At 70.6% G+C, this 26,750-nt stretch carries 22 protein-coding genes; 13 read left to right on the top strand and 9 right to left on the bottom strand.

Translation table 11 applies throughout. The features are described from left to right. Positions 1-54 precede the first annotated feature (54 nt). Complete coding sequence (locus IEZ08_RS23400) at positions 55-1,518, bottom strand: O-antigen ligase family protein (protein WP_176728352.1); 1,464 nt, start codon at positions 1,516-1,518, stop codon at positions 55-57. Between IEZ08_RS23400 and IEZ08_RS23395 the strand changes: the two genes are divergently transcribed. Then, complete coding sequence (locus tag IEZ08_RS23395) at positions 1,504-2,343, top strand: sulfotransferase (protein ID WP_176728351.1); 840 nt, start codon at positions 1,504-1,506, stop codon at positions 2,341-2,343. The genes IEZ08_RS23400 and IEZ08_RS23395 overlap by 15 nt on opposite strands. Here IEZ08_RS23395 and IEZ08_RS23390 read toward each other — a convergent pair. Further along, positions 2,340-3,275, bottom strand: coding sequence for a phosphotransferase (locus IEZ08_RS23390; protein WP_189242888.1), 936 nt, complete (start codon positions 3,273-3,275; stop codon positions 2,340-2,342). The genes IEZ08_RS23395 and IEZ08_RS23390 overlap by 4 nt on opposite strands. Further along, on the bottom strand, positions 3,272-4,363 hold the full coding sequence (locus IEZ08_RS23385; RefSeq protein ID WP_084779508.1) for a DUF1972 domain-containing protein: 1,092 nt from the start codon (positions 4,361-4,363) through the stop codon (positions 3,272-3,274). The genes IEZ08_RS23390 and IEZ08_RS23385 overlap by 4 nt, the downstream gene beginning before the upstream one ends. Positions 4,364-4,535: 172 nt before the next feature. Between IEZ08_RS23385 and IEZ08_RS23380 the strand changes: the two genes are divergently transcribed. From IEZ08_RS23380 to IEZ08_RS23355, 6 genes are all read left to right on the top strand, one after another. Next, on the top strand, positions 4,536-5,582 hold the full coding sequence (locus IEZ08_RS23380; RefSeq protein WP_229803435.1) for a glycosyltransferase family 4 protein: 1,047 nt from the start codon (positions 4,536-4,538) through the stop codon (positions 5,580-5,582). A 152-nt stretch (positions 5,583-5,734) separates the two neighbouring features. Further along, positions 5,735-6,838, top strand: a complete 1,104-nt coding sequence (locus tag IEZ08_RS23375) for a hypothetical protein (protein ID WP_068920833.1) — start codon at positions 5,735-5,737, stop codon at positions 6,836-6,838. A gap of 3 nt (positions 6,839-6,841) precedes the next feature. Beyond that, positions 6,842-8,131: an MATE family efflux transporter gene (locus tag IEZ08_RS23370; RefSeq protein WP_189242886.1), complete on the top strand. Its 1,290-nt coding sequence runs from the start codon at positions 6,842-6,844 to the stop codon at positions 8,129-8,131. Further along, a complete protein-coding gene (locus IEZ08_RS23365; RefSeq protein WP_068920832.1) occupies positions 8,121-9,218 on the top strand; it encodes a hypothetical protein in 1,098 nt (365 codons plus the stop codon). The genes IEZ08_RS23370 and IEZ08_RS23365 overlap by 11 nt, the downstream gene beginning before the upstream one ends. A gap of 63 nt (positions 9,219-9,281) precedes the next feature. Further along, positions 9,282-10,916, top strand: a complete 1,635-nt coding sequence (locus IEZ08_RS23360) for an outer membrane protein assembly factor BamB family protein (RefSeq protein ID WP_189242885.1) — start codon at positions 9,282-9,284, stop codon at positions 10,914-10,916. A 259-nt stretch (positions 10,917-11,175) separates the two neighbouring features. Continuing rightward, positions 11,176-11,985 (top strand): FkbM family methyltransferase, encoded by an 810-nt coding sequence (locus IEZ08_RS23355; RefSeq protein WP_189242884.1) that lies wholly within the window; start codon positions 11,176-11,178, stop codon positions 11,983-11,985. Between the two features lie 27 nt (positions 11,986-12,012). Here IEZ08_RS23355 and rfbD read toward each other — a convergent pair whose 3' ends face one another. The 5 genes from rfbD to IEZ08_RS23330 all read right to left on the bottom strand — a co-directional run bounded on the left by rfbD (position 12,013) and on the right by IEZ08_RS23330 (position 18,387). Then, on the bottom strand, positions 12,013-12,867 hold the full coding sequence (rfbD, locus tag IEZ08_RS23350) for a dTDP-4-dehydrorhamnose reductase (protein ID WP_068920829.1): 855 nt from the start codon (positions 12,865-12,867) through the stop codon (positions 12,013-12,015). Then, the gene (gene rfbB, locus IEZ08_RS23345; protein ID WP_068920828.1) at positions 12,867-13,835 is read right to left on the bottom strand and encodes a dTDP-glucose 4,6-dehydratase; all 969 of its coding nucleotides are present in this window, start codon (positions 13,833-13,835) and stop codon (positions 12,867-12,869) included. The genes rfbD and rfbB overlap by 1 nt, the downstream gene beginning before the upstream one ends. Then, positions 13,832-14,899: a glucose-1-phosphate thymidylyltransferase gene (locus tag IEZ08_RS23340; RefSeq protein WP_068920827.1), complete on the bottom strand. Its 1,068-nt coding sequence runs from the start codon at positions 14,897-14,899 to the stop codon at positions 13,832-13,834. The genes rfbB and IEZ08_RS23340 overlap by 4 nt, the downstream gene beginning before the upstream one ends. Positions 14,900-14,901: 2 nt before the next feature. Then, positions 14,902-16,356, bottom strand: a complete 1,455-nt coding sequence (locus IEZ08_RS23335; protein WP_068920826.1) for a sugar transferase — start codon at positions 16,354-16,356, stop codon at positions 14,902-14,904. A 366-nt stretch (positions 16,357-16,722) separates the two neighbouring features. Beyond that, positions 16,723-18,387 (bottom strand): tyrosine-protein kinase domain-containing protein, encoded by a 1,665-nt coding sequence (locus IEZ08_RS23330; RefSeq protein ID WP_189242883.1) that lies wholly within the window; start codon positions 18,385-18,387, stop codon positions 16,723-16,725. 209 nt (positions 18,388-18,596) lie between these two features. Between IEZ08_RS23330 and IEZ08_RS23325 the strand changes: the two genes are divergently transcribed. Both IEZ08_RS23325 and IEZ08_RS23320 read left to right on the top strand, forming a co-directional pair. Continuing rightward, the gene (locus IEZ08_RS23325) at positions 18,597-19,703 is read left to right on the top strand and encodes a GNAT family N-acetyltransferase (RefSeq protein ID WP_141703527.1); all 1,107 of its coding nucleotides are present in this window, start codon (positions 18,597-18,599) and stop codon (positions 19,701-19,703) included. Beyond that, complete coding sequence (locus IEZ08_RS23320; protein ID WP_189242882.1) at positions 19,700-20,620, top strand: polysaccharide deacetylase family protein; 921 nt, start codon at positions 19,700-19,702, stop codon at positions 20,618-20,620. The genes IEZ08_RS23325 and IEZ08_RS23320 overlap by 4 nt, the downstream gene beginning before the upstream one ends. A gap of 15 nt (positions 20,621-20,635) precedes the next feature. Here IEZ08_RS23320 and IEZ08_RS23315 read toward each other — a convergent pair whose 3' ends face one another. Further along, positions 20,636-21,679 (bottom strand): SdiA-regulated/phytase-like domain-containing protein, encoded by a 1,044-nt coding sequence (locus IEZ08_RS23315; protein WP_141703525.1) that lies wholly within the window; start codon positions 21,677-21,679, stop codon positions 20,636-20,638. A gap of 240 nt (positions 21,680-21,919) precedes the next feature. Here IEZ08_RS23315 and IEZ08_RS23310 point away from each other — a divergent pair, with 240 nt between their 5' ends. From IEZ08_RS23310 to IEZ08_RS23295, 4 genes are read left to right on the top strand one after another with little or no spacing between them, the layout of a single operon-like run. After that, a complete protein-coding gene (locus IEZ08_RS23310; protein ID WP_203863311.1) occupies positions 21,920-22,813 on the top strand; it encodes a glycosyltransferase family 2 protein in 894 nt (297 codons plus the stop codon). 15 nt (positions 22,814-22,828) lie between these two features. Continuing rightward, entirely contained in the window at positions 22,829-24,214 is a 1,386-nt protein-coding gene (locus IEZ08_RS23305; protein WP_189242881.1) for an O-antigen ligase family protein, read from the top strand. Further along, positions 24,211-25,719 (top strand): oligosaccharide flippase family protein, encoded by a 1,509-nt coding sequence (locus IEZ08_RS23300; protein WP_189242880.1) that lies wholly within the window; start codon positions 24,211-24,213, stop codon positions 25,717-25,719. The genes IEZ08_RS23305 and IEZ08_RS23300 overlap by 4 nt, the downstream gene beginning before the upstream one ends. A gap of 17 nt (positions 25,720-25,736) precedes the next feature. Further along, positions 25,737-26,636, top strand: a complete 900-nt coding sequence (locus IEZ08_RS23295) for a sulfotransferase domain-containing protein (protein WP_203863312.1) — start codon at positions 25,737-25,739, stop codon at positions 26,634-26,636. Positions 26,637-26,750 lie beyond the last annotated feature (114 nt).

The raw sequence follows: 26,750 nt of genomic DNA, 5'->3' as shown, positions 1-26,750 counted from the left end.
CCAGGGCACGACCGCTTATGGGAGTCGCTGAACGGCGGGGCGGTCACTCCCCCGTTACGAGATCTCGCTCACCGTGGCAACGGGAGTCCGGTCGTCACCATGACGCACCTCAGGACCCACTGGTTTACGGAAAATCACTGACGTCCATGCAACGATCAGGAAAAGCCAGATTGAAGCAACGTTGGCAGCACCTGCCATCATGTCTGCCGTAAGGCCATCCACCAGGAGGAATGTCATCAGTCCCAGGAGAAGGGCCGCGTCCGTGCGGATCGCCCGCACCCGGGTGAGCGCCAGCTGGATGGTCATCGTGACGAAGCAGAGCAGACAGAAGAGGGCCGTCCCCACGATCCCGCCCTCGACGAGGATGTTGACGAAGACGTTGTGGCCGCCGCCGAGTCCGATCGACTCCAGGAACAGTCCCCGGGCCGCGGACATGCCATTACCGAAGATCGGCTTCTCCGAGACGGCGTCGAACGCGAACGACCACAGGTCGGTGCGGGAGTTGAGCGTCTCCAGTCGCTGCACGCTCTCACCGCGCGTGGCGAAATCGATCAGCCAGTCGCCGAAGGCCAGCACGGCCACGACCGCACCGGGGATCGCCATCAGCAGGAACTCCGCCCGTCCGCGCGCCCCCCGGGCCGTCAGCAGGAACATCGCCACCCCGGCCAGGCAGCCGGCCGCGGCTCCCCGCGTTCCGGTGGCGACGAGAGCCGTGCCGAGGACGACGATGACGACCAGGTAGACGGGGAGCCTCCACCGGCGCGGCAGCCCGCCCGGCAGCACGAAGGAGAGCGCCAGGAGAAGGGCGATCCCCAGGAAGATCCCCGCCGTCACCGGATGCACGTAGAGCCAGTTGAACCGGTCCTGCGTGTTGGGCGTGCGCGGCAGCGGCAGCGCCACGCCGATGCCGACCGAGACGACGACGACACCGATGAAGACATGGGCCATCCGGTAGAGGTCCTCGCGCTCCGCCCGGGTGGCCAGGACCTGGCAGACTGCCGCGGTGACCAGCAACTGGGCGGCTCTGACCGCTGCGAACTGGGGGAACGGCGTCCACAGCACGGACATCGCCATATAGAACACAAACAACCAGGCCAGAAGGAGCACGGGAGACGGGACCCGGCGCGGCGGACGGATGCCGAACCTGCGGTAGAGGTAGAGCACGGCGAGGCCGTACGATCCGATCTCGATGGCGATCGTGGCGTCGATACCGCCCCCGATAGCCTCTCCGATCCCCCGCGATCGGAACTTGTACTCGCTGGCGAGAATCAGGCCGATCGGTATCAGGGTGGGCCACCATGCGGCTCGTGCTCGCCGGTGACGTGCTCTGTTCACCTTCGTCCCCCGTGTCGGGCCGCCGGTGGGTTCAACATGTGCCAGCATACGACCGTATTGCCATTCCTTTACCAGACGTCGACAGGAAGAGGCCTGCGGATGGGCGCGCGCGACCTGCTGCCTGAACCGGTGATCGACATGGGGCGGAAGGCTTTCCGTCTGTACGGAATGGCCACGGCTCATTTCCGCCCGGATCCTGACTTCCTGCTGATCGGTGCCAAACGGGGCGGTTCCACGTCTTTCTACTACGCCCTGCTGGAGCATCCGCGCATCGTCCCGCTCTTCCCCGCCGCGGGATTCCTGCCCAAGGCCAACCACACCAAGGGCGTGCACTTCTTCGACTCCCACTACGGGCGGGGCATGCGCTGGTACCGCTCCCACCTGCCCAGCCGGTACAGCCGTGCCCGGGCCTCGCGACGGGCGGGCGGTCCCGTGCTGACGGGCGAGGGGTCCCCGTACTACCTCCATCACCCGCTGGCCGCCGAACGCGCCGCCAGGCACGTGCCGGACGCGCGGATCCTGCTCATCCTGCGCGACCCGATCGAGCGGACGTTCTCTCACTACCGCGAGCGGGTGCGCAGCGGCGCGGAGGATCTCTCCTTCGAGGACGCCCTCGCCGCGGAGAAGGAGCGGACCGCCGGGGAGGAGGAGCGGCTGCTCGCCGACCCGTCTGCCACCAGCTACGCGCACGAGCAGCAGTCGTACGTCGCGCAGAGCGAGTACGCCCGCTGCCTGCGCCGCTGGCTGGAGCACTTCCCGCCGTCCCAGGTCCACGTCCTGACCAGCGAGGAGTTCTACCGCGACCCGCAACGGGCCTGCGACGAGGCCGTGGCGTTCCTCGGGCTGCCCCCCGCGGTGCTGCACTCGGCGAGCCGCGTATGGAACCCCGCGCCCAGGGCCGACCTGGACGAGGACGTACGGCGACGCCTGGCCGAGCACTTCGCCCCGCACAACGCCGACCTGGAGCGCCTGCTCGGTCGCGGGTTCCCCGACTGGACGAAGCCCTAACGACGGCCCTCACGGGTGCCGCGGGAACGTTCCGATCCCGCCGCCGGGCGGCCCAGCACGGCGAGGGCCCTCAGCAACCGCTCCGAGAGCTCCTCGTCGTCGGCCCTGCGCCGGGTCACCACCGCATGCCAGTGGGCCGCCGCCTCGCCGTATCCGGTGGCGGCCACCGTGCCTCCGTACACCGCCGCCCGGGTCGCGAGGTAGTAGACCTCGTCGGCGCCCGGCGGGCCGTACCCGGTGTCCTCCCAGTCGATCAACCAGGGAACCTTCCCGCGCGTACGCCGGAGGTTCCAGGGCGTCAGGTCGCCGTGCATCGGCTCCCAGTGCGCGGGCACGTCCCGCGGCCTGGGCAGATCCGCCAGGCGCTCCCGGATCCGGGCCGTCAGCTCGTCGATCCGTACGTCCCTGGCCGGACGGGCGGGCACGGGCTCCATCGGAGAGATCATCATCCAGGACAGACCGGCCGCCGTCCCCCGGCCCAGCATCTCCGGTACACGGCATCCCGTGCCGCATCCGCCGTCGAGCAGCTCAAGCACCGCGGCCTCGCGGTCGAGCTCGTCCGCGTCCTCACGGATCTTGAGGAACCCGACCGGCCGGCCCGCTCGCAGGAGGAGCACCGCGGCACCGGTCCGGGATGCCTGGGGTCTCAGGTAGACGGCGCATCCGTCGGCCGGTCCCGCCACCGCGGTGGCCTGCTCCAGCACGGCCGACCAGAGATGCTCGGCCACGGGCGGGCTCCAGGGTTCCCGGCGTCCCGGCAGGACCCAGGGCCCCACCCGGAGAGCGGCGGTGTGCAGCAGACGCTGCGCGGCCAGCGGCAGCGGCCGGGAGAAGGTGAGCAGCGACAGACCGGCCGCCGCCGACCGGGCGTCCCCCACCGGGATCCACACGTTCCCCCTGCCCGGGGGGTAGCGCACGTGGTTCCCCCTCATCGGGGCGTCCGCGCCCGGAGGTCCTGGCAGAGGCGCTCGTACCGGGCAGCCACGTCATCCCAGGTGTACTCGTGCCGGGCGCGCTCACGCCCGGCGACGCCTCTCTCCCGTTCGCGGTCGGGCTGCTTCTCCGCGTTCTCCACGGCCTCGGCCAGTGTCTCGGCGTCGCCGAAGAAGACGCCGCTCCCGCCGAGCACCTCGCGGTTGAAGACGACGTCGAAGGCGATGACGGGAGCGCCCGCTCCCATCGCGCGGAGCAGGGAGGGGTTGGTACCGCCCACGGAGTGACCGTGCAGGTAGGTCGCGCAACCGGCGTACATCGCGTCCAGGAGATCCTGGTTCCAGACTCCTCCGACCAGGCGGATCCGTTCGTCGCCGTCCGCGGTCCGGGCGATCCGGCGGCTGTACTCCTCCGCGTAGGGGGCCGAGCCGACGACCACGAGGGGGAGCCGCGCGGCGCTGCGGGCGTAACCCTCGACGATCAGGTCCACGTGGTTCTCGGGTTCGAATCGGGCCACCACGAGGTGGAACCCCCCGGGTTCGTACCCCTCGCCGCGCAGGAGGCCCTCGTCGCACCGCTCCTGGATCGGCGCCCCGTACGGGATCATGACGCTCGGGACGCCGTACCGCTCGCGGTAGTAGTCCTGGATGGCCTGGGCGTCGGCGATGATCCGGTCCGACCAGCGCACCGAGAGCCGCTCGGCGGCGAGGTAGTAGCGCTGCCCTAGACCGTTCCATTTCGCGCGCTTCCACTCAAGGCCGTCCACATGCGTGGCGACCGGGATGCGCGCGGCGCGGATCAGCGGCAGCAGCGGGGCGTTGGCCGCGTTGAAGACCAGCGCGACATCGGTCCTCCGCCCCATCAGGTGGCCGACCGAGACCGCGGTGTGGCTGAGGGTCTCCAGGACCTTGTGCCGCACGGCCGGCAGGTGGACCAGCCGCATCTCCTTGTAGATCGCCAGGCGCTCCTCGGCGGACCGGCAGTAGACCCGGACCTCGTGGCCGGCGGCCGCCAGCCGCGATCCGATTTCTTCCACCGCCGTCTCGAAACCACCGTAACGAGCCGGCACACCGCGAGTGCCAATCATGGCGATTCTCAAGCTGCCCTCCAACGACGGCCGATGCCGCTGCCAGGTCCGATCCCGGACACAGAGATAAGGTGGCAAAATCTTTTCAAAAGATACCGAAAGTTGGGGCCAACAGAGGATGAAGCAGGTAATTATCGCCCATCCGTCGCCGGACCTTTACGGATCTGACCGAATGCTGCTGGAGTCCGTCAGCGCACTGCTCTCCGCCGCGAAAGTCACGGTTTTTCTCCCCGAGGAAGGACCGCTGTGCGCCCGGCTCCGCGAGCGGGGCGCCGAGGTGCGGCTGCTGCCGACGCTCGTGCTGCGCAGGAGCCTGCTCTCCCCCCGCGGCCTGTTCGAGCTCATCGCCCAGGTGATCCGCACACTGCCCGGGACGGTCTCGCTCCTGCGGCGGATCCGGCCGGCCGCACTGTACGTCAACACCGTCACCCTCCCGCTGTGGCTGGTGGCGGGCCGGCTGACCGGGGTGCGGGTGATCTGCCACGTGCACGAGGCCGAGGAAGGAATCCCCCCGCTGCTGCGCCGGCTGCTGATCCTGCCGGTACGGCTGGCGCACCGGGTCATCGCCAACAGCGGCACGTGCCGCAGGACTCTGCTGGAGGGAGGGGTCCGGCCCGGCCGCATCAGCGTCGTCCACAACGGAGTCCCCGGTCCCGACGCGGCCACGCCGGGCCGGGCGGCCCCGGCGGGCAGGCTGCTGCTGACCGGGCGGCTGTCGCCGCGCAAGGGCTCCGACGTGGCGATCCGGGCCGTGCACGAACTCAGGAACCGGGGACGGGACGTCTCCCTCACCCTGGTGGGGGCGGTCTTCCCCGGCTACGAGTGGTTCGAGGAGGAACTGCGAGCCTTGGCCGGCGAGGACGGGGCGATCACCTTCGCCGGTTTCCAGGACGAGGTCTGGCCACGTTTCGCCGAGGCCGACATCGTGCTGGTCCCCTCCCTGGGAGAGTCCTTCGGCAACGTCGCCGTGGAGGGCATGCTGGCGGGCCGGCCGGTGATCGCCAGCTCGGTCCAGGGCCTCGCCGAGATCATGTCGGAGGAGGGCGTGGGCACGCTGGTCCGGCCCAGCGACCCGGCGGCGCTGGCGGAGGCCGTCGAGGCACTGCTGGACGACTGGCCGCGCGCGCTGGAGATGGCCGAACGGGGCCGAGTTTCGGCGCAGAAGCGTTTCGGCCTCGACCGGTACCGGCAGGAGATATGCCAGGCAGTATTCAGATGAAGCTTCTCTCCATAGAATCGTTGCACTAAACATTACCTCTCAACGGTCGCAAGACGGCAAATGGCGCCAAATTGGTTGAAAGTGGGACATTGGTGGCACAGGAGCGATACGAAGACATCTCGGATCCTCCCCAGATAGGCCTCCTCGAGGCCTTGTGGCGATACCGGTGGTCCTCACTCGTCCTCATCCTCCTGGCCGGAGCGCTGGCGGCAGCGGCCTCCCTCTTCCTCCTGACCGGCGTCACGGCGACCGCCCGGTTCGCGGTCACCGACCCGCGCAGCACGACCTTCCTGCGCCAGGGCGTCTCCTCCGACAGCAGCTACATCGCCTACACCGCGCAGCGCGCCGCGTTCGCCGAGTCCGCGGGGGTCCTGGACAAAGCCCGGCAACTGCTCGCCACAGAGCAGTCCATCCAGGTCAAGCTGGAGGAACTGCGCGAGGCCGTAGAGGTCAAGGCCGGCACCGGCGGCGGCATCATCGAGGTCACCGCCACCGCCCGCACCGACATGAAAGCGGCCCAGATCGCCAACGCCGTCGTGGCCGCCTACCAGATCCTCACCGAGGCCGATGCCCAGCGCGAGCAGGACAAGCTACTCAAAAGCGTACGCAGCACCCGGATCCGCATTCAGAGCGAGATGAAGCGCGTGCCCCCGGGCGGCGCCACGGCCACGTCCCTGGCCGAAGCCCTCGTCCAGCTCCAGCTCAAGGAGAGCGACGCGGCGATCGACCTGGCCCAGTACAGCTCAGGAGTGCGCTTCGTCGACCAGGCGAACCCGCTCCGGATCACTCCCACCCAGCTCCCCAAGAACGTCGCCATCGGCCTCGCCGTAGGCGTCATGATCGCTACTGTCATCTCCTTCCTCCGGGCGACGAACCCGATCGCCGGCGTGCAGCGCGTCACCACCGGAGCGGGTCAGCGGGCCGCGCGCAGGAACACGCTGCCCGTCCGGCTGTCCCGGTCACCGGCGCCCCGGCCCGAATTCCGGCCCTCGCCGAAACCCGACCCCGAGCACGACCCCGAGCACGACCACGACCACGACCCCGAGCAGCCCGTGCGGTCCGCGCAACCCACACGATCCGCGCAGTCCGCGCAGTCCGCGCGGTCCGCGCACTCCGATGACTCGATCGATGACTCGACGGTCGTGTACGACAAGGACGAACTGCTGTCCTACACCCCCGCGCCCGCGAAGCCCCTGGACAACGAAGCGGTGGTCATCGTCGAGTCCAGCGCGGGCCGGCCGAAAAACGCGGGTTGACCCGTGGGCACAAGTTCGTCCTCCCCGTCACGCCTGCGCAGACTCGCCGTATCGGCGGGCGGATCGGTCACCTCCCAGTTCGTCACGGCGGCGGGGAGCCTGGCGCTCCAGTTCATCGCCGTCCGCTTCCTCGGCCCTTCCGCTTTCGGAGCCTTCGCCCTGCTCACCGCCGTACTGGTGACGGTGACCAGCATCTACACCTCGTGGGTCGGCGACTCCCTGAACGTACTCGACCGTTTCGACCCGGAGATCCGCTCCGCCCTCGCCACCTCCATCCTCGTCTCCGTGTCGGTCTCCGCGGTCGGCGGCTCGGCCTTCGCGCTGGCCCTGCGGCTGACCACCCCGGCGGGAGCCGTGCTGTTCGCACTGCTGACCGCCCTCTGGCTGCCCCAGGAGACCTGCCGACGCCTGCTCCACGCCCGGCTGGACTTCAACCGCCTGGTCCTCTGCGACGTCACCTACGTCCTGGTGACGCTCTCGGTGCTCGGCCTCGCGAGCGTGCCGGCCGGCGAGCTCCGCCTGGAGACGATCCTCGCGGCGATGTGCGCCGGATCCCTGGCCTCACTGGTGCTCGTCCTGCGCCTGCTGCCGCGGGAGGAGTACCGCCTCACCAGGCCGCGCCTCGGCGGCATGCGCGCGCTCAGCGCCTTCGCCGCGTGGCGTTCCGCGCAGAGCAGCCTGCGCCCGCTCACGCTGCTGGCGACCAGGGTCGCCATCGACGTCTTCGCCTCGCGCACCGTCCTCGCCGCCGTGGAGGCGGGCCGCCTGATGATGGCTCCCGCGCTCACCGTCATCGCCGGAGCGGGCGGCTATCTCCTTCCCACCTTCGTACGGCAGCGCGATGCGGGAACACCCCTCCGCCCGCGCAACGCCCTGGTGGCGTCGGCGGTCCTCATCGCCGGATCACTGGCCTGCGGCCTGCTGGCGGTCGCCGCGACCGGACTCGTGGGCCCGGTGATCACCGGCGGCGCGTTCGCCTTGGACGCCGTCACGGTCGGCGGCTGGGCCGCCTACGCGGTGAGCTTCTCCGCGACGCTCCCCCTGGCCTGCATGGCCACGGCCTACCGGCTGTCCCGGCTGGTGTTCGTCGTGCGCGCGGTGGAGACGGCGGTCGGCGTGGCGGCGATGCTCATCCTGCTCCTCCTCAGGCCCGACCTGGCGAATCTCGTCCCCTACTGCATCGGTCTGGGGGGAATCGCGTCCGGGCTGCTTCTCTGGTGGCACCTGCGCCGCCTCCGGAACCACGCACAGCACAGCACATCGCACCCCGAGAGAGAACCCCATGCGATCTGACCTCCACTCCGGGCGGACGCTCGTCGCGACACTGGCGACGGCTCTGGCGACGGTCCTCCCGGCGGGAGCGGCGCACGCCGCCCCGAGACCCACCCCGGTCCCCGCCGCCCCCTGGGTCAAGGAGTTCTCCATCCCCAGCAACGAGATCACCGAGTCGAGCGGACTCTACGCGAGCCGGTTGCACCCCGGCGTCTTCTGGACCCACAACGACGGGCCCGGGGAACCCGTCATCTACGCCGTGAACGAGAAGGGCATCACCGAGGCCGCGATACGGCTTGAGGGAGCCACCGCGATCGACACCGAGGCCATCGGCGGCTTCGTCGACTCCCGCGGCAACGCGATGCTCTTCCTGGCTGACATCGGCGACAACGAGAAGACCCGGGTCAAGGGTGTGACGATCTTCGCGCTCCCGGAGCCCTCCTCGCTGTCGTCCACGAAGGCGAAAGCGGAGAGCTACCAGCTCGTCTACCCTGACGGCCCGCACGATGCCGAGGCCCTGCTCGTCCACCCGCAGACCGGCAACCTCTACATCGTGACGAAAAGCCCGTCGGGCGGTGCCGTCTACGCCGCACCGACGGCTCTGGTGCCCGGCGTGACGAACCGCATGGAGCACATCGCCCCCGTCCCGCATGTGATCTCCGACGGTGTGCTCAACGCCGGCGGCCAGATGTTCCTCAGGGGGTACAACAAGGTCCGGGTCTTCAGCGACATAACCGGCAAACTGCTGGAGACGATCCCCGCTCCCAAGCAGCCGCAGGGTGAGTCGCTGACGATCGGCGCCGACGGACGTTCGCTGTTCGCGGGAAGCGAGGGAGCCAAGAGCGCGGTCTTCCGCCTGCCGCTCCCGGAGGAGCTGGCCGCGGCCCCGGTCCGCGTCCCCAGCCCTCCGCCGGAGGTCCCGGCCGGGCAGCCGGATGGGGAGACCTCTACGGCCTATCCCTCCGAATGGCTCTGGGTCGGCGGGTTGCTGGCCGGAGCGGTCGTCATCGCGGCGCTGGCCCCTCTGGCCCGCAGGCGGCGTGCCCGGCTCGCCTCCTCCGCCGAGTCCGACAGCACCGTTGCGCTTGTGTCACAACGCGAAAACTGAATCTCACGGATCGCCACGTCACCTCATAATGAGCTCCAATCATGCTCCATGAGGGGGTCGGAAATGCGCGTCACAGCCTTCTCTGGAGGATTTCTCCTCACCCTTCTTCTCCTCGTCGCCACGGCCGCCCCGGCGCACGCCGCCGATTACACCACCTCACCGCGCGACGGCTGGGTCCCCAACGCCCGGATCCTCGCCATCGCACACGCGGGCGACCGCGTGATCATAGGCGGCGACTTCACCAGCCTCCGCAACCCGGCCACGGGGGAGAGCGTCGCGCGCGGCCGTATCGCGGCGCTGGACGCCGCCACCGGCGACCTCATCCGCACCTGGTCCCCATCGGCGAGCGGGCCCGTCCGGGCGCTGGCGGTGCGGGACGGCCGCGTCTTCGTCGGGGGTGACTTCACCACCGTGTCCGGTCAGGCCCGCACCCGGCTGGCAGCGCTCGACCTGGCCTCGGGCGGGGTCGTCGGCGGATGGGCGCCGGCCGCGAACGGCTCGGTGCGCGCGCTGGCCGCCATGGGCCCGACCCTCTACGCGGGAGGCCAGTTCACCTCCGTGTCCGGCCAGACCCGCACCCGGCTGGCAGCCGTCGACCTGGCCTCGGGCGCGCTGCGGGCCGGGTGGGCGCCGGGCGCCGACGCCACGGTCTACACGCTCGCCGCCGCCCCGGACGGGGCCAGCCTCCTCGTCGGCGGGCTGTTCCGGACCCTGAGCGGCACGGCCCGCGACTACCTCGGCAGCGTCAACGCCGCCACCGGGGCGGTCACCTCCTGGCGTCCGCCGGCCGGTTGCATCGTCCCCAGCAACCAGTGCATCGTCCTCGACCTCGCGGTCGACGACGGTTCCGCCTACGCCGCCATCGCGGGACCGGGAGGCAGGCTCACCGCCTACAGCCTCGCGACCGGAACCCGCCGCTGGGAGCTGCGGGCCGACGGGGACGTCGAGTCGGTGGCGGTGCGCGACGGGAAAGTGTTCGCCGGTGGCCACTTCTGCCCCGACTTCGCCGGTTTCACGCGCTGCGACTTCGCGGCCGTCGACGCGGCCACCGGTGCCGTCGACGGCGACTTCGCGCCGACCTCCAACGGCCAGATCTTCGCGCTCGACGCGGGTCCCGACGCGCTGCGCGCCGGGGGCGCCTACTCCCGGGTCAACGACCAGTCCCTGCCCTACTACGCCGAGTTCCCCGTCCGGCCCCCGTCGGAGGACGTGACGCTGGTGGCCGGGGGATCCGCCTGGCGTTACCGGGACGACGGCGCCGACCTGGGCACCGCCTGGCGAAGCGGGAACGCCGACGACTCCGCGTGGCCGTCCGGGGTGGCGCAGCTCGGGTTCGGGGACGGGGACGAGCGCACCCCGCTGGCAGCCGGGCACGTCACCTACTACTTCCGGCACGCGTTCACGGTCACCGACCCCGGCACCCTGAACGAGGTCGCGCTCAGCGTCCTGCGCGACGACGGGGCCGTGGTGTATCTCAACGGCGTGGAGGTGATGCGCAGCAACATGCCGGCCGGAACGGTGACGGCGGGCACCCTGGCGCCGAGCACGATCTTCGGAGCGGACGAGAACGTGTGGCAGACGCTCGCGATCGATCCGGGACGGCTCCTCCCCGGCCGGAACACCCTCGCCGTGGAAGTCCACCAGGCCCAGGCGACGTCCAGCGACATGAGTTTCGACCTGCGGCTGACCGCCCGCTGACCACCCGCACCCGCGGGGATCGGCCCGGTTCCGCCGCGTCCTCCCCTCCGAAACACTCCCGTGCTTTAATGTTCTTTTTAAGAGACCCTCACCGAGAGAAGCCATGAGTTCTTCGCTCCCCCCGACCGTGCGCGCCAGAATGCGGGCCAGATCCGCTCTCTCCACCATTTTGGAATGGCTTCCCGGTGGTCTCTTCGTTTCCGCTAGAGACCGTTTCTCCCATTCGTCGGGGCTCTCTCACAAAGCGCTCGGCCAGTTCGTGAGAATCGCTCGCCACCGTCCCCTGGACTTCATCGAGGACTTCACTCTCCCCGACAATCCGGCCATCCGCCTCGCGGCGGTCGAGTCACGCCTGGTGCGACTGCTCTTCTGGTACGGCGAGCGCGGCTACGAGGGGGCGGAGACCGAATACTGGCGGCGGCTGTGCGGCTCGGCCAAGGGTGTTCTGGAGCTCGGGGCGAACATCGGCTACTACACCGTGCAAGGGGCGAGCGCGGCCCGCCACACGAGCTACGTCGCCGTGGAGGCCAATCCCGAGTCGGCCGCGCTGGTGGAGCGCAACGTCGCCCTCAACGGGTTGGACAACGTCAAGGTCCTCCAGGCGGCGGTCGTCGGCGAGGGCGCTCCCGAGGTCCTGGAGCTCGCCCTGCCCGACCAGGAGCAGTATGTCGCGCCGACCGGCGCCTACCTGGTCGAGGGCGGCGAGGGCATCATCGGCCGGCCCGCGTCGCGCACGATCACGGTGCCGACGGTCCCGGTGACGGGGCTCCTCGACGACGTCGATCTGATCAAGCTCGACATCGAGGGCTATGAGGCGAACGTCCTCCGGGCGGCCTGGCCGAGGCTGCTGGAGATCCGCCCGACGATCGTCGTCGAGGTGCTCAGGAACGTTCCCGAGCTCCGCCAGGTCCTGCGCGACCTGCGGGCACAGGACTACGAGGTGCATGCCATCGGCACCGGCGGGCTGCACCGCATCACCGACGAGGAACTGGCCGCCGAGGCGCCGTTGCCGCGGTACGGCTCCCGTGACGTCGTGATCGTCCCGGCCGAGCGGGCCGCGGACCTCTGAGGCGCCGGGATCGGGACCCCGGCGGTTTCATCCCGACAACGACGGCCAGGCGGCGCGCAGTGCCTCCCGCCAGTCCCGGATCGGGGACAGCCCTGCCCCGGCCCAACGGCCATGCGCCAGAACGCCTCTGACCGGGCGGACGGCGGGGCGGGGGAAAGCCGAGGTCGGCACCGGGCGCACCCGGCCCGGATCGGCTCCGAGCAGCGTGAACACCTCACGGGCCAGGCCGTACCAGGTCGTCTGCCCGGAACTGGTGGCGTGGTAGACCCCCGCGGGTGCAGCGGCGCGGCCGAGAGCCACCAATTGCCGTGCCAGGTCCATCGTCCACGTCGGTTGCCCGTGCTGGTCGTCCACCACCTCGACCGTCTCCCGCTCCGCCTCCAGGCGGATCATCGTCCGGACGAAGCTGGGCCCCGCGGCGCCGTACAACCAGGCGGTGCGGACCACGTAACCGGTATCGGGCAGCAGGGTCAGCACCGCGCGCTCACCCGCCAGCTTGGTCCTGCCGTAGGCGTTGAGGGGCGCCGGCGGCGCGTCCTCGGCATACGGCTCGGAGTTGCGGCCGGAGAACACGTAGTCGGTCGAGAGATGGAGCAGCCGGATCCCCGTGCCCGAGCAGGCCGCGGCGATGGAGCGGGGGCCGTCGCCGTTGACCGCCAGCGCCCGGTCCTCGTTCGTTTCGGCGTCATCGACCGCCGTCCAGCCCGCGCAGTTCACCACCACGTCAGGTTCGGCGCCCTTCAGGACGGCCCGAACGGCCTCGATGTCGCGGACGTCCAGCTCCTCCCTGCCGACCGCGACGACGTCCCCGCCCCGGGCACGCAGCAGCGCCACCAGGTCGGTGCCGAGCAGGCCCCGGGCTCCGGTGACCAGCCAGCGCATCAGTTTCCCCCTCTGAGGGGCTTCCACCACGAGGGGTTGTCGGCGTACCAGCGGACGGTCTCGGCCAGCCCCCGGTCGAATCCCGTCGAGGGCCGGTAACCGAGGCCGCGCAGCCTTCCGTCGTCGAGGGAGTACCGGCGGTCGTGGCCCTTGCGGTCCTCGACGTACTCGACGCTGTCCCAGTCCGCTCCGCACGCCCGCAGCAACCGGTCGGTGAGCTCGCGATTGGTCAGCTCGGCCGTACCCGCGATGTGGTAGACCTGGCCCGGTTCGCCCTTCTCCGCGACGAGCTGGATGCCCGCGCAGTGGTCGTCCACGTGGATCCAGTCGCGTATGTTCCCGCCGTCGCCGTACAGCGGGACCTTCCGTCCTTCGAGGAGGTTGGTGACGAACAGCGGGATGATCTTCTCTGGGAACTGGTAGGGGCCGTAGTTGTTCCCGCACCGAGTGATGCTGACCGGCAGTCCGTGGGTGACGGCGTAGGCCTGCGCGATCAGATCGCCTCCCGCCTTCGCCGCCGAGTACGGCGAACGCGGGCGGATCGGCGCGTCCTCGTCCCACGAACCGATGTCGATCGATCCGTAGACCTCGTCGGTGGACACCTGGACGACCTTCCCCACTCCGGCGTCCAGGCAGGCCTGCATCAACGTCTGGGTGCCCAGCACGTTGGTGTGGACGAAGTCCGCCGCTCCGTGGATGGAGCGGTCGACGTGCGACTCCGCCGCGAAGTTGACCACCAGGTCGTGGCCGGGCACGACCCGGGAGAGCAGATCGGGGTCGCAGATGTCGCCCCGGACGAAGCGGAAGCCTCCCTCGGCGGGGGCGAGGTTGGCGAGATTGCCCGCGTAGGTGAGCTTGTCGAGAACGGTCACGGCGGCTCCCGCGAGCGCGGGGTAGCCCCCGCTCACGAGGGTGCGCACGTAGTGGGAGCCGATGAAGCCGGCACCGCCGGTGACGAGGACTCTCATGAGCTGATCTGCACCTTGCTGTGATCGCCCAGCACCAGCCGGTGAACCCTGGGAGTGGTGGGGGCCGGGGTCACTTCGACGTCCTGGCCGATGAGGGAGGACTCGATCCGGCGCACGCCCATGATGGAGGAACGCGGCAGGACGATGGAGTACTCGATCTCGCTGCCGGTGATCACGCAGTCGGCGGCGATCGACGTGGACGGGCCGACGTAGGAGTCGGTGATCACCGATCCGGGGCCGATCACCGCGGGGCCGACGATGCGTGAGCGCACGATCCTGGCTCCCGGATCGACCAGGACCCGGCCGATCAGCTCGCTCACGGTGTCCACCTCACCCGCCATCCGGGGCTCCAGCGACTCCAGGACCAGCCGGTTGACCTCCAGCATGTCGGTGACGTTACCGGTGTCCTTCCAGTAACCCGAGATGACGTCCGACTCGACCCGCAGGCCCGCCTCGATCAGCCACTGGATCGCGTCGGTGATCTCCAGCTCCCCCCGCCAGGAGGGTTTGAGCTCGGCCACCGCCTCGTGGATCGCCGGGGTGAACAGGTAGACGCCGACGAGCGCGAGGTCACTCTTGGGCACGCTCGGCTTCTCCTCCAGCCCGACCACACGGCCGGAGGCGTCGAGCTCGGCGACGCCGAACTGACGGGGGTCGCCCACCCGGGTGAGCATGATCTGGGCGGTCGGCCGGTCCCGGGTGAACCGCTCGACGATGCCGTTGATCCCGCCGACGATGAAGTTGTCGCCGAGGTACATGACGAAGTCGTCGTCGCCGAGGTAGTCGCGGGCGACCAGCACTGCGTGGGCCAGGCCCAGCGGCGCCTCCTGACGCAGGTAGGTCACCTGCAGGCCGAACGCGGAGCCGTCGCCCACGGCGGCCTCGATCTCGGCGTGGGTGTCACCCACGACCATGCCGATCTCCCGGACGCCGGCCGCGGCGATGGCCTCCAGCCCGTAGAAGAGCACGGGTTTGTTCGCCACCGGGACGAGCTGCTTGGCCGAGGTATGGGTGATCGGCCGGAGCCGGGTTCCCGAACCTCCGGCGAGCACGAGCGCCTTCACGATCAGTAGGCTCCTTCTCCCATGACGACGGCTCTCCAGGTCTTCCAGAGGATCTGCAGGTCCAGGAAGAGAGACCAGTTCTCCACGTAGCGCAGATCCAGGCGGACCGACTCCTCCCAGGACAGGTCGGAACGGCCGCTGACCTGCCACAGACCGGTCATGCCGGGCTTGACGACCAGGCGGCGGCGGACGTCCGTGCCGTACTGCTCGACCTCCTCGGGCAGCGGCGGACGCGGTCCGACCAGCGACATCTCGCCCCGGAGCACGTTGAGCAGCTGGGGCAGCTCGTCCATGGAATAGCGGCGCAGGAAGAGTCCCACCCGGGTGACCCGTGGATCGTTCCGCATTTTGAAGAGCACGCCGTCGGACTCGTTCTCGCCCAGCAGCTGCGCTTTGAGAAGCTCGGCGTCCACGACCATGGTGCGGAACTTCACGACCTGGAACTCGCGGCCGTCCCTGCCGACTCTGACCTGCCGGAACAGGGCCGGACCCGAGCTGGTCGCCCGGATCAGCGCCGCGATCAGCAACATGGGCAGGGCCAGCAGCAGCAGGGCGAGCCCGGCGCCGCACCGGTCGAACAGGCTCTTCACCCAGTGGCGGGTACCGGAGAACTCGGGGTGCTCGACGTGGAGCAGCGGCATACCCGCCACCGGGCGGATGCTGACGCGCGGGCCTGCGACGTCCATGAGCGCGGGCGCCACGAACAGGTCGACGCGGTCGGCCTCCAGCTCCCAGGCCAGGCGGCGCAGCGCGATGCCGTCCAGCTCGGGGCAGGCCAGGATCGCGACGGCGTCGGCCTTCATCTTGGTCACCGCCTGGGAGACGTCGGCGAAGTCCCCGATGACGGGGATCCCGTCGACGTCGAAGCCCGGAGCGCCGGGCGGCAGGCAGGCCGCGACCACGGCCATCCCGTGGTACGGCTGCCGCCGCAGCTGGACCACCAGGCCGAGCACCGATTCCCGGTGGCCGACGGCCACGACGCGGCGCATGTACTCTCCGCCCGCGCGCCGCCGGTGCAGACTCTTGCGCATGCGGTACCGGAAGAAGAGCGTGAGAAGCAGCGCGCCGGGGAGCATCGCCATGACGAAGCTCCTGGCGATGCTCGTCTGCGTCGTGTAGGCGCCGATCGCCACGGCTGCCGTGAGGCCGACGCCGCCCCCGAAGACCGCCCGGAACTCTTCCGTCCCCTCGCCGTGCGCGCGCCTGCGGTAGGCGCCGCCCAGCGCCATGGCCAGCGGCCAGACCAGCGCGAGCCCCAGTCCGAACAGGCTTTCCGCCGTCGAGACGAAGGTGCCCCGCCAGAGCCGGATGCCCAGCACCACCTCGTAGGCGAGCACCGCGCACGCGAGGTCTCCTGCCACCAGAATCCGGGCATACGACCGTGTCCATATGCTCGGAGTGGAGCGCACCGCACCGTCAAGGAGCACGACGGCGGGCTCCTCTGTCCGCACCCGCATACCACCCCACCCAACTGCCTCGGCAGTAACAGCTACCAGACGTGCTACGGGCGTTATTGGTTTACAGAGTTCTCATAAGCATCAGAAGCGGCGCCTAAGTGAAAATCATATTGATCAAGATAGATGAACGGAACAGCAGCGCCTGTCCGCTATCGGCCGACATAGGAGGGCGGGGAAGACTTGACGGAACGATCCAAACATGTACGTTAGACCACTCGTATTCACCTGGTAGTCAGCAACCCGACATGTCCCCGAGGTTCCCGTACGGGGCAGCCGCACCAGCAGTCTGCGCCGCCTCACTGACCCGCACCGGCTCACCGGCTCACCGGGCGGTGACGCCTCGCCGGCCGCCACCAGCCGGTGCGATCACTTGAAGAAACCGAGCGGCTCGTCCTTGACGACGGGGATCATCGTGGTGCCGAGCCCGTCCTCGTCCGCGCCCACCAGGCCCTCCACAGCCGGGTCCGGCTTCTCGGCCACGCGCGCGTCCGCCTGCCGCCGCGGCGGCGTGAGCCCGGCCGCGGCGGAGGCACCGGGAGCGACGGAGGTACCGGGAGCGACGGAGGTACCGGGAGCGACGGAGGCCTGCCAGGGGATCACCACGGCGCCGAGGACCTCGGCGCCCACCTGCTCAAGCTGGCGGATGCCGTCACCGATCTCCGCGTAACGGGTCTTCGGCACCTCGACCACCATCAGCACGAGGTCGGCGTGCTGCGCGAGGGCCTGGGCGTCGGCGCCCGACGTCGTGGCGGGCGCCTCGATAACGATGTAGCGGCACCGGTCGCGCAGGGAATCGATCACCCGGGCCATGCGCTCGCCCTGGATCATGTCGACGACCTGCTCGGTCTCCCTGCCTCGCGGGATGACCCGGAGCGAGGGGGGCATCGCCGCGCGGGTCTCCGCGTCCGCCAGCGTCGAGGTGCCGAGCAGGACCTCCGCGAGTCCCGCCGCGGCGGGCACGCCCAGCAGGTCGCCGCTCACCGACGAGCCGAGATCGGCGTTGACCAGCATGACGTCGGAGCCCGTCCGGGCGAGCGCGGCGGCGATGTTGGCGGCCACGACGGCGGTCCCCCGTCCTTCGGCCGCGGCCGTGACCATCACGACCTGGTTGGCCGGTCCCCCGCCGAGGCGGGCGGTGATCCCGTGGGAGAGCTCGTGGAAACGCTGGCCGGTGCGGCTGCGCGCCGACTCCAGGCCGAGGGCGACGGTCTTGGCGTTGCTGGGCAGGTCGAGCAGTGCCTCGACACCGAGCACCCGCCGCAGGTCGGTCGCGGCGCGCACCTGCTTGTCGGAGCGGTCGGCCAGGACGGCCACCATGATCCCCAGGATCAGGCCGAGCAGGAGGCCGCCGGGCAGGAACATGACCGGGCGGGGGAAGGTCGCCGCCGTGGGCGGCGTCGCCTGGTCGATCACTTCTCCGACCGACACCCCGACGGCCTCGATCTGGATGTCGGCGAGCTTGGAACTGAACGACTGCAACTGCCCGCCGATGTACTGCCGGTCGCCGCCGCCCGCCACCTTGAGCTGCTCGGACAGCGACTTGATCTGTCCCTGGAGGGCGCGGATCTGCTGCTTGTACCGCTGTTCCACACGTGCGCGCCGGGCGTTCAGGTAGACGGTGGCGAAGGCGTTCGCGCCCTCGCTGGCGCGGGCCGGGGTGGAGTCCTGGAAGCCGATCTCCAGCAGGCCCGCGTCCTGGGGCGCGGTGACGCTGAGCCGTTCGACGAGGTCCGCCGGGTCGTCGTCGATCCTGAGCGTCTGCCGGACCTTCCCGACCACCTCGGCGCTGCGCACCCGGCCCGCCTCGGTCTCCAGGTTGACCTGGTCGTCGCGGGTGTTACTGTCAGTAGCCGTGACCAGCACGGTCGCCTCGGCGGTGTACACGTCCGGCAGATACACCACCGCCAGGGCGGACAGGGCCACGCCGAGCATGGCGCTCACCGCGATGATCCACCAGCGCCGTCCCAGCAGAGCCGCGTAGTCGGCGACCTCTGTGACATCCGCGCGGGGCATCGAGCTCACTTGGTCCACCCCTTAACTCCCCTGACGTAACGTGGCACAGAATACCCGCCATAATTCCGTTTTCTGCCCGACTATGACCTTAAATGGCATATGACCGGAATCCCGGTCTCCCCGGGTGGGCGGGCGGAGGACCTCACAGCCTCCACCGGCCTCTGCGGGACCCGCGGCGGGCGTCTACCAGGTCCTCTCCGGACCCATGAAGCAACAGGTGAGGCTAAGTGCGTGTGACCATCACGCGACCGGACGGGCTCGGCGCCGACGAGCTCGCCCTGTGGCGCTCGTGGCAGATCCCGGGGAGCGGGCTGGACAGCCCGTTCCTGGCGCCGGACTTCGCCCTGGCGATCGGCCGCGCCAGGAAGGACGTCCGCGTCGAGATCGCGGTGTTCGAGGACGGCTCGGGCATCGCCGGTTTCCTGCCCTACGAGCGGCACGGCCGCGCGGTGGGCAGGGCCGTCGGCATGGGGGTCTCCGACTGCCAGGGTGCGGTCCACCGGCCCGGCGCCCCGGTTCCGATTCCGGCCGTGCTGACCGCGGCCTCGCTGGCGGTCTGGGAGTTCGACCACCTCCTCGCCGTCCAGCTGCCCCGCCACGCGCCCGACGCCGCGCGCGTGGGCTCCCCCGTCATGGACCTGGGCGAGGGCTACGACCGCTACCGCGACGCCCGCCGGGCCCTGACCAGGTCGGCGATCGGCGGGGTCGAGCGCAAGGACCGGAAGCTGGGCAGGGAGCACGGCGAGCTCCGGCTGGAGTACGGCTGCCGCGACCCGGAGATGCTCCGGCTCATGATGCGCTGGAAGTCCGCGCACTACCGGCGCACCGGAGCCGCCGACCGGTTCGGCTGGGCCTGGGTGCGGCAACTGGTCGAGGAGAGCTTCGCGACCGCCACCGAGGAGTACGGCGGGCTGCTCAGCACCCTCCACGCCGGGGACACCCCGGTGGCGGTGGAGTTCGGCCTGCGTTCCGGAACGGTCTACGAGCGCTGGTTCGGCGCCTACGACGCGGACGCGTTCGGGGCCTACTCCCCCGGACTGGTCATGATGCTGCGCTTCGCCCGGACCGCGGCCGAGCACGGGATCCGCACCATCGACCTGGGCAAGGGCAGCGAGCCGTACAAGGAGTTCTTCGCCGGCTCCCACATCCCGCTCGCGGAGGGGTGGATCTCCCGGCCCTCCGCCCGCGCGGCGCTGTACCGCGCCCGGCACGTTCCGCCCCGGATCATCAGGAACTACATCAAGAGCCATCCGGACCTGCGCCGGCGGGCCAGGGAGACCCGCGACGCCGTCAACCGCGTCCGCCGATACGGCTTCGGAGCACACCGATCATGACATCCCGACTGACGATCTTCGGTTGGCACAACGTCGAGTCCACCTGGTGCTTCCCCGTCTCCGGCTCCGGCGTCGCCGGGCTGGAGGGGCAGCTGCGGCGGCTGCGGCGCATGGCCAACGTCGTCCCGCTGGAGCGGGCGCTCGACGCCCTGCACGCGGGGGAACCGCTGCCCCCGCGCGCCGTCGCGCTCTGCTGGGACGACGGGTACCGCGACAACCTGGAGCTCGCCGTACCCGTGCTGGAGAAGCTGGAGCTGCCCGCCACCTTCTTCCTCGTGCCCGGCCTGCTCTCCGGTGACGACCGCGCCTGGTGGGAGATCGCCGGGTGGGCCTTCGCCCGCAGCGGCCGGGAGACGGTCCAGTGGCGCGGCGAGACCTATGCCACCCGCGGCCCGGCGGGCAGATCGGCCTACGGCAGGGCCTCCGACCGCCTGCGGGTGATGACGGCGGCCGAGCGGGCCGTGGCGCTGGAGGAGCTGGTGGAGCGGCTCGTGCCGGAGGGGACGCCCGGGGACGGGCGGCTCTTCCTCGACTGGGACGGCGCGCGGGAGCTGGTCCGGCGCGGTTTCTCGGTCGGCTCGCACACCATGCGGCATGTGACGCTCGCCCAGGAGACGCCCGAGGACCAGACCGAGGACCTGCGCCGCTCGCGTCAGATCCTGGAGCGGGAGCTGGACGTGCCGATCCGGACGGTGGCCTACCCGTTCGGCCAGGCCGACGCGGTGAGCCGGGCCACCGAGGACGCCGCCGCCGAGGCGGGGTACTCCCACGGCCTGACCACGGAGTTCGGCTGGAACGCCGCGACCACGCCCGGCACCCACGGCCGCCGGATCATGCTCGACCCGGACCGGGGCTTCGTCGCGACCGGCCTGTCCCGGGTCACCGGCCGGCTGCGCCGCCTGCGGGGAGCGGGCTGAGCGCTCCGCCCCCGGTCACGCGCCGTCCGCGGGGAGCGGGCCGACCGGTTCGCCGCCCACCGGTCCTCTCCGGCCCCGTACCACGGCGAGCACCAGCACCCCGATCGCCGCCAGCCCCGCCAGCCCGGCGACGGCGAACATCAGGCCGTCGCCGCCCACGGGCGGCCCGGCCGGCAGGGCCGGGTCCTGGCCGGGGAGCGCCTGCTGCGCGTCCCCGCCGCCCGCCTCGGCCGGGAGCGGGACCCGCCACACCGGCTGGTTGGCCCCCTCGGAGTTCACCAGCAGGGCCCGCCCGTCGGGAGCGAAGGCGACACCCTCCCCCTGCCGCTGCAGCGGCAGCTCGATCTCGACCGGCTCGGCCCGCATCGACTGCGCGACGTCGTCGTTCTTGATCCACCACAGGTACGCGGTGGTGGCGTTGCGGAGCACCACCCGGTCGCCGTCCGGCGAGAAACTCCCGCCGGACACACCTACGATCTTCAGATCGGGCAGCGCCTGACGCAGGACGTTGTCCGCGTTCGCCCTGAGCGAGGCTGGAGCGCTCCACAGACCGGCCTTGCGGCCCGCCTTCTCGGCCTTCTCCACCAGGAACACCCTGCCGGTGGCCGGATGCACGAGCATGGCCTCGCTGTTGTGCGGCGCCCCGTCGGAGTAGACGAGGGGGAAGACGGCGATCTGCTCCTCCGCGAGGGTGATGCGGCCGGTGGCCGAGGCCGCGGGCTCGGTGACGCGGATCAGGCGGTAGGAGGTCCGCTCCGGCAGACCGTTCGCGGTCCGGGCGACGAAGCCGTCCCCGGTGTCGGCGACGTACAGCTGACCGGTCCCGTCCGCCGCGCGGGCCACGGCGACGTCCTCCCAGTCCTCGTTCAGCTCGGTCCGCGGCAGCGCCAGGGTGAGCCGGGTCTTCCCGGTCCCGTCGAGCGCGTACACCTCGGCGGGCCTGCCCGCGTCGGGGACGGCGTAGTGACGCTTCCCGTCCGCGCTCACCGCCAGCCCGCTGGCCTCGTTGATGGTGTTGCCGAGGACGTGGAAGAGCGGCTCGGGCGGTTGCGGGAGCACGGAGTGAGTGTCGGCGTGGGCCGCCGGTGACAGGAGACCCGCGCACGCCAGTGCCAGAAGGGGGATGAGAGCCGTGCGCCTGGCCACTGGCGAACCACCTATCACTTAGATCGCAAAAGCGAAAAAACAGTCACTGGCCATCAAACAGGCACAACCATTTCGGAACGACCCTACCCTAGGGTGCAACACCCCGTAGAAGGGACAAAAGCCCTGAACACCCCCTTGGTCTCCGCGCCCTCCGTGACGGTGGTCGTGGCCACGCGCGACCGGCCGTACCTGCTGCGCCGGGCCGTCACGGCCATCCTCGGCCAGCAGTACCCCGGCGAGATCCACGTGGTCGTCGTCTTCGACCAGTCGGACCCGGTCGAGCCCGGTGTCGAGTGCCCCCCGGGCCGGAGCCTGCGTGTCACGGTCAACGACCGCACCCCCGGGCTCGCGGGGTCCAGGAACACCGGGATCGCCCTCGCCCGGACCGACTACGTCGCCTTCTGCGACGACGACGACGAGTGGCTGCCCGGCAAGCTCCGCGCGCAGGTGGAGCTCCTGGCCGCCGAGGGGGGCGTCGCCGCCGGGACCGGGATCGAGATCCGCTCCCGCGGCACGGTCAGCCCCCGCCCCGGGCCCGAGCGCCCGGTCACCCACCGCGACCTGCTCCGGGACCGCGTCTTCACGTTGAACGGCTCGAACCTGCTCATCGACCGCAAGGTGCTGACCGAGCGCGTCGGCCCGGTCGACGAGAACCTGCCCGGCAGCTACGCCGAGGACTACGACCTCCTGCTGCGCATCGCGAAGCTGGGACCGATCCACTGCGTACGGCAGCCGCTGGTGGCCATCAACTGGCAGGGCTCCTTCTTCGCCCGCCGGTTTCCGATGATCGCCGACGCGCTCACCCACCTGCTGGCCAAGCACCCCGAGTTCGCCACCGACCCCATCGGGATCGCCAGGATCGAGGGGCAGATCGCCTTCTACCGCGCGGCGGCCGGCCAGTACGGCGAGGCGTGGCGCTGGGCCCGGCGGTCGATCCGGCACAACTGGCGGGAGCGCCGCACCTACCTCGCCCTGCTGGTCGCGAGCCGGCTGACCAGCGGACAGCGTGTCCTGGCCCTCCTCAACGCGCGCGGCCGGGGGATCTGACCCGTCGTGGCCAGCATGGCTCCCCACCGTTCCGGCACCGGCAACAGCCCGCACCGCTCCGGCACCGGCACCAGCCCGCACCGCTCCGGCACCGGCACCGGCACCGGCACCGGCACCGGCACCGGCCCACTCCGCTCCGGTGCCGCGAACCGCACGGCACGCGAGCTGCCGGTCTGGCCGCTCCGGGCCATGTTCGTGTTCTACCCCCTGTGGTGGGTGCTCGGCCTCGCCCCGTTCGCCGGTCTGATCTTCGCGCTCCCCATGGTGGCGAACCTGGTGCGGCGGGGGCGCGTGGCCGTGCCCCGGGGCTTCGGGATCTGGCTGCTCTTCCTGCTCGCCATGATCATCGCCGGTTCCCAGCTCGACAGCGTGCCCCGCCTGGTCGGCCTGCTGTTCAGGCTGGCGGCCTACGCCAGCGCCACGGTGATCTTCGTCTACGTCTACAACTGCTCGTCGCGGAGGCTCCCGGTCGGCACCGCGGTCGGGTTCCTCGTCGCCTTCTGGATCTGGGTCGTCATCGGCGGATACCTCGGCGTGCTGTTCCCCGAGGGGTCGATCGCCACTCCCATGGAGAAGGTGATGCCGGCGTCGATCGCCGCCAACGAGCTGGTGAGCGAGCTCGTCCACCCCAAGTTCGCCGAGGTGCAGCACCCCTGGGGGGCCGCGGAGCCGTTCGTGCGCCCCAGCGCCCCCTTCCCCTACACCAACGCCTGGGGCAGCCACTACGCGCTCCTGCTCCCGCTGGTCCTGCTGTTCATGCGGATCCAGGGAACGATCCGGCAGGGCGTGCTGCTGGGCCTGCTGGCGACGGCCTCCCTGATCCCCGCCTTCGCCACGCTCAACCGCGGCATGCTGCTGGCGGTGGCCTTCGCCCTCGCCTACGCCGCGCTGCGCTACGCGGCCAAGGGCCACTTCAAGGGCCTGGTGGCCATGGTCGCGGCCGGGGTGGTCGGCGTGACGGTGGCCTACCTGACCGGGGTCGCCGACGGCATCACCTCGCGGACCTCGGTGAGCGGCTCCAACGACGACCGGGTGGGCATCTACCTGGAGGCGTTCGAGCGCACCCTGGAGTCCCCGATCCTGGGCTACGGCGCCCCGCGCCCCTCCGCCACCATCGGCGTCTCGGTCGGCACCCAGGGCCAGTTCTGGAACGTCATGTTCTCGTACGGCTTCCCCGCGCTCCTGCTGTTCACGCTCTTCCTGGCCGGCCTCGCCTGGCGGACCAGGAAACTCCCGCTGGAGCTGGTCTGGCTGCACGTCGTGCCCGTCATGGCGGTCTTCATGATGTTCTACTACGGGCTCGACAGCACCCAGCTCGTCGTCATCTTCATGGCCGCCGCGCTCGGCCTGCGCCACCTGCGGGACCTCCGGCGGCAGGACCAGCCGGAGGTGAGGGCATGAGCGCCCCGGACACCGACGACCGCGGGGAGCTGCGCAACTTCGCCAAGGGCGGCGTGGTCACCCTGCTGGGCTCCGTCGCTTCGGCGGCGGCCGGCTTCCTGATGACCGTCGTCGTCGCCCGGCTGCTCGGCCCCGCCGAGGCGGGTGTCTTCTTCATCGTGATGGCCCTGTTCATGATCTTCAGTGAGGTCACGGAACTGGGCGCGGACACGGGGCTCGTACGGTCGGCCGCCCGGCTGCGGGCGCTCGGGCGCATGGCGGACCTGCGCCGGGTGACCGTCGCGGCGCTGGTCCCCGTGCTGGCCGTGAGCACGGTCACGGCGGTGGTCCTGTACGTCTGCGCGCCGTGGGTCGCCTCCTTCTTCGCCGATCCCGCCCACCTCGACGAGGCCACCCTCTTCCTGCGGGTCGCCGCCCCCTTCCTCGCCGTGTCCGCCGCCCGCATGGTCGTCCTGTCCGGCATGCGCGGGCTCGGCGACCTGACCGCGTACACGCTCGTCAACGTGGCCATGCCGGTCGCCCGCCCGCTGCTCGCCGTGGCCGCGGTGGGGCTCGGCCTCGGCTCCGGGGCCGTGATGCTCGCGTGGTCGCTCCCGGTCGGGCTGACCTTCGCCGCGGCGGCCGTACTGCTGTGGCGGATGGTGCGGCGGGCGGGGACCGGCGGTGAGCGGGATCCGGGCGCGGTCCGGGAGTTCTGGTTGTTCTCCGGTGCGCGGGGCGTCGCGGCGATGATCGAGATCCTGATCGTCTGGCTCGACGTGCTCATCGTCGGCGCGCTGGTCTCCAACCACGACGCCGGGATCTACGCCACCGCCAGCCGGTTCATCACGACCGGCACCCTCGTGCTGGCCGCCACCCGGATCGCGGTCGCGCCGCAGATCGCGGGCCTGCTGGCCAAGGGGGACAACCGCACCGCCGAGCGGCTGAACAGCATGGCGACCGGCTGGGTGATGATCGCCTCCTGGCCGCTGTACCTGGCGCTGGCCTGCTTCGGCCCGTTCGTGCTCACCCTCTTCGGGGACGGCTTCGCCGAGGGGGCCGCGGCCCTGGCGATCCTCGCCACGTCGATGCTGGTGGTGATGGCGGCGGGCAACGTGCAGACCGTCCTGCTCATGGGGGGCAAGAGCTCGTGGGCCCTGGGCAACAAGGTCGCCGCGCTCGCCGTCAACGTGGTGCTCAACCTGCTGCTGGTGCCGTACCTGGGAATCGCCGGGGCCGCGCTCGCCTGGGCCGCCGCCGAACTGGTCGACACCGTGGCCGCCGCGCTCCAGGTCCGCTACGGGCTCGGTCTCCGGCTGGGCCTGCGCAGCCTGGCCGGCCCCGGGCTCTGGGCCCTGTTCTGGTTCGGCGGCGGCGGTGTGGTGGCACGCCTGGTCGCCGAGCCCACCGCCCTGTCCTTCGCCGCATACCTGACGGTGGCCTGCGCCGGATACGGCCTGGTCCTGTGGCGAGGACGCGCGGCCCTGCACATGGATCTGCTCGTCGAGACCGTTCGACGGCGCTGAAAGAGGAGAAATCCGTCATGGCCCGGAGCATGCTCGCCCGGATGAAAGACCGCTCCCCCCGGTGGATGAAGGACGCGGTGAACGCCGCGACGCGCGCGTACGCCGTGCACACCGCGGACCGGCGACACCTGCCCGACTTCCTGATCATCGGTTCCAAGCGCGGGGGCACCACGTCCCTGTGGAACTACCTGGTCCAGCACCCGCTGGTCATGCCGATGTTCCCGGAGTCGCGGGAGATCAAGAGCCCGTGGTACTTCTACGTGAACTACGCCAAGGGTGACGCGTGGTACCGGTCCCACTTCGCCACCGAGCGTCGGCTGGACCAGCTGGAGCACAAGTACGGCACCCGGCCGCTGACCGGCGAGGCCTGCCCCTACTACATGTACTACCCCCCGGTCGCCGAGCGGGTCCGGGAGCGCATGCCCAGGGCGAAGATCATCATCTCGCTGCGGGACCCGGTCCGGCGCGCCTACTCCCACTACTGGGAGCGGGTGGACGCGGGGACGGAGAAGCTGAGCTTCGAGGAGGCGCTGGCCGCCGAGCCGGAGCGGCTGCGGGGCGAGGCCGAGCGCATGGCGGCCGACCCGTACTACTACAGCGAGGCGCACGACTTCTTCTCCTACCGGGACCGGGGCGTCTACGCCCCCCAGGTGAGGCGCTGGCTGGAGCTGTTCCCCCGCGAGAACGTCCTGATCATCGCGGCCGAGGACCTCTACCGGAACGAGAAGGAGACCTTCGCCGAGGTCATCCGCTTCCTCGGTCTCCCCGAGTGGGAACTCCCGGTCGCCGACCGGCACAACTACCTGCCCGCGCCGAAGATGAACCCGGAGACGGCGGCGGAGCTCGCGGACTTCTACCGGCCGCACAACGAGGAGCTTTTCCGGCTGCTTGACCGGAAGTTCCCCTGGACACCTTGATCACATTACAAAGCGATCAATATCCTTTAATACCGTTTTGCCGGTTAAGGCCGAAACCTTATATTTTGGTGTCCAGATTGGCTCTGAGGGGCCTCACGCCCGTCACCAGCTGCT

The organism is Planobispora rosea (assembly GCF_014648175.1).
Lineage (GTDB): Bacteria > Actinomycetota > Actinomycetes > Streptosporangiales > Streptosporangiaceae > Planobispora > Planobispora rosea.
Note: the sequence above shows the minus strand (reverse complement) of the source record. Positions and strands in the feature narration are given on the sequence as shown.

What these genes read in the sequence shown, in the direction of transcription:
- IEZ08_RS23395 (WP_176728351.1), top strand. Translation starts at nt 1,504, where the DNA reads ATGGCCACGGCTCATTTCCGCCCGGATCCTGACTTCCTGCTGATCGGT.
- IEZ08_RS23400 (WP_176728352.1), bottom strand. Translation starts at nt 1,518, where the DNA reads ATGAGCCGTGGCCATTCCGTACAGACGGAAAGCCTTCCGCCCCATGTC.
- IEZ08_RS23390 (WP_189242888.1), bottom strand. Translation starts at nt 3,275, where the DNA reads ATGAGGGGGAACCACGTGCGCTACCCCCCGGGCAGGGGGAACGTGTGG.
- IEZ08_RS23385 (WP_084779508.1), bottom strand. Translation starts at nt 4,363, where the DNA reads ATGATTGGCACTCGCGGTGTGCCGGCTCGTTACGGTGGTTTCGAGACG.
- IEZ08_RS23380 (WP_229803435.1), top strand. Translation starts at nt 4,536, where the DNA reads ATGCTGCTGGAGTCCGTCAGCGCACTGCTCTCCGCCGCGAAAGTCACG.
- IEZ08_RS23365 (WP_068920832.1), top strand. Translation starts at nt 8,121, where the DNA reads ATGCGATCTGACCTCCACTCCGGGCGGACGCTCGTCGCGACACTGGCG.
- IEZ08_RS23360 (WP_189242885.1), top strand. Translation starts at nt 9,282, where the DNA reads ATGCGCGTCACAGCCTTCTCTGGAGGATTTCTCCTCACCCTTCTTCTC.
- rfbD (WP_068920829.1), bottom strand. Translation starts at nt 12,867, where the DNA reads ATGCGCTGGCTGGTCACCGGAGCCCGGGGCCTGCTCGGCACCGACCTG.
- rfbB (WP_068920828.1), bottom strand. Translation starts at nt 13,835, where the DNA reads ATGAGAGTCCTCGTCACCGGCGGTGCCGGCTTCATCGGCTCCCACTAC.
- IEZ08_RS23335 (WP_068920826.1), bottom strand. Translation starts at nt 16,356, where the DNA reads ATGCGGGTGCGGACAGAGGAGCCCGCCGTCGTGCTCCTTGACGGTGCG.
- IEZ08_RS23320 (WP_189242882.1), top strand. Translation starts at nt 19,700, where the DNA reads ATGACATCCCGACTGACGATCTTCGGTTGGCACAACGTCGAGTCCACC.
- IEZ08_RS23305 (WP_189242881.1), top strand. Translation starts at nt 22,829, where the DNA reads ATGGCTCCCCACCGTTCCGGCACCGGCAACAGCCCGCACCGCTCCGGC.
- IEZ08_RS23300 (WP_189242880.1), top strand. Translation starts at nt 24,211, where the DNA reads ATGAGCGCCCCGGACACCGACGACCGCGGGGAGCTGCGCAACTTCGCC.
- IEZ08_RS23295 (WP_203863312.1), top strand. Translation starts at nt 25,737, where the DNA reads ATGGCCCGGAGCATGCTCGCCCGGATGAAAGACCGCTCCCCCCGGTGG.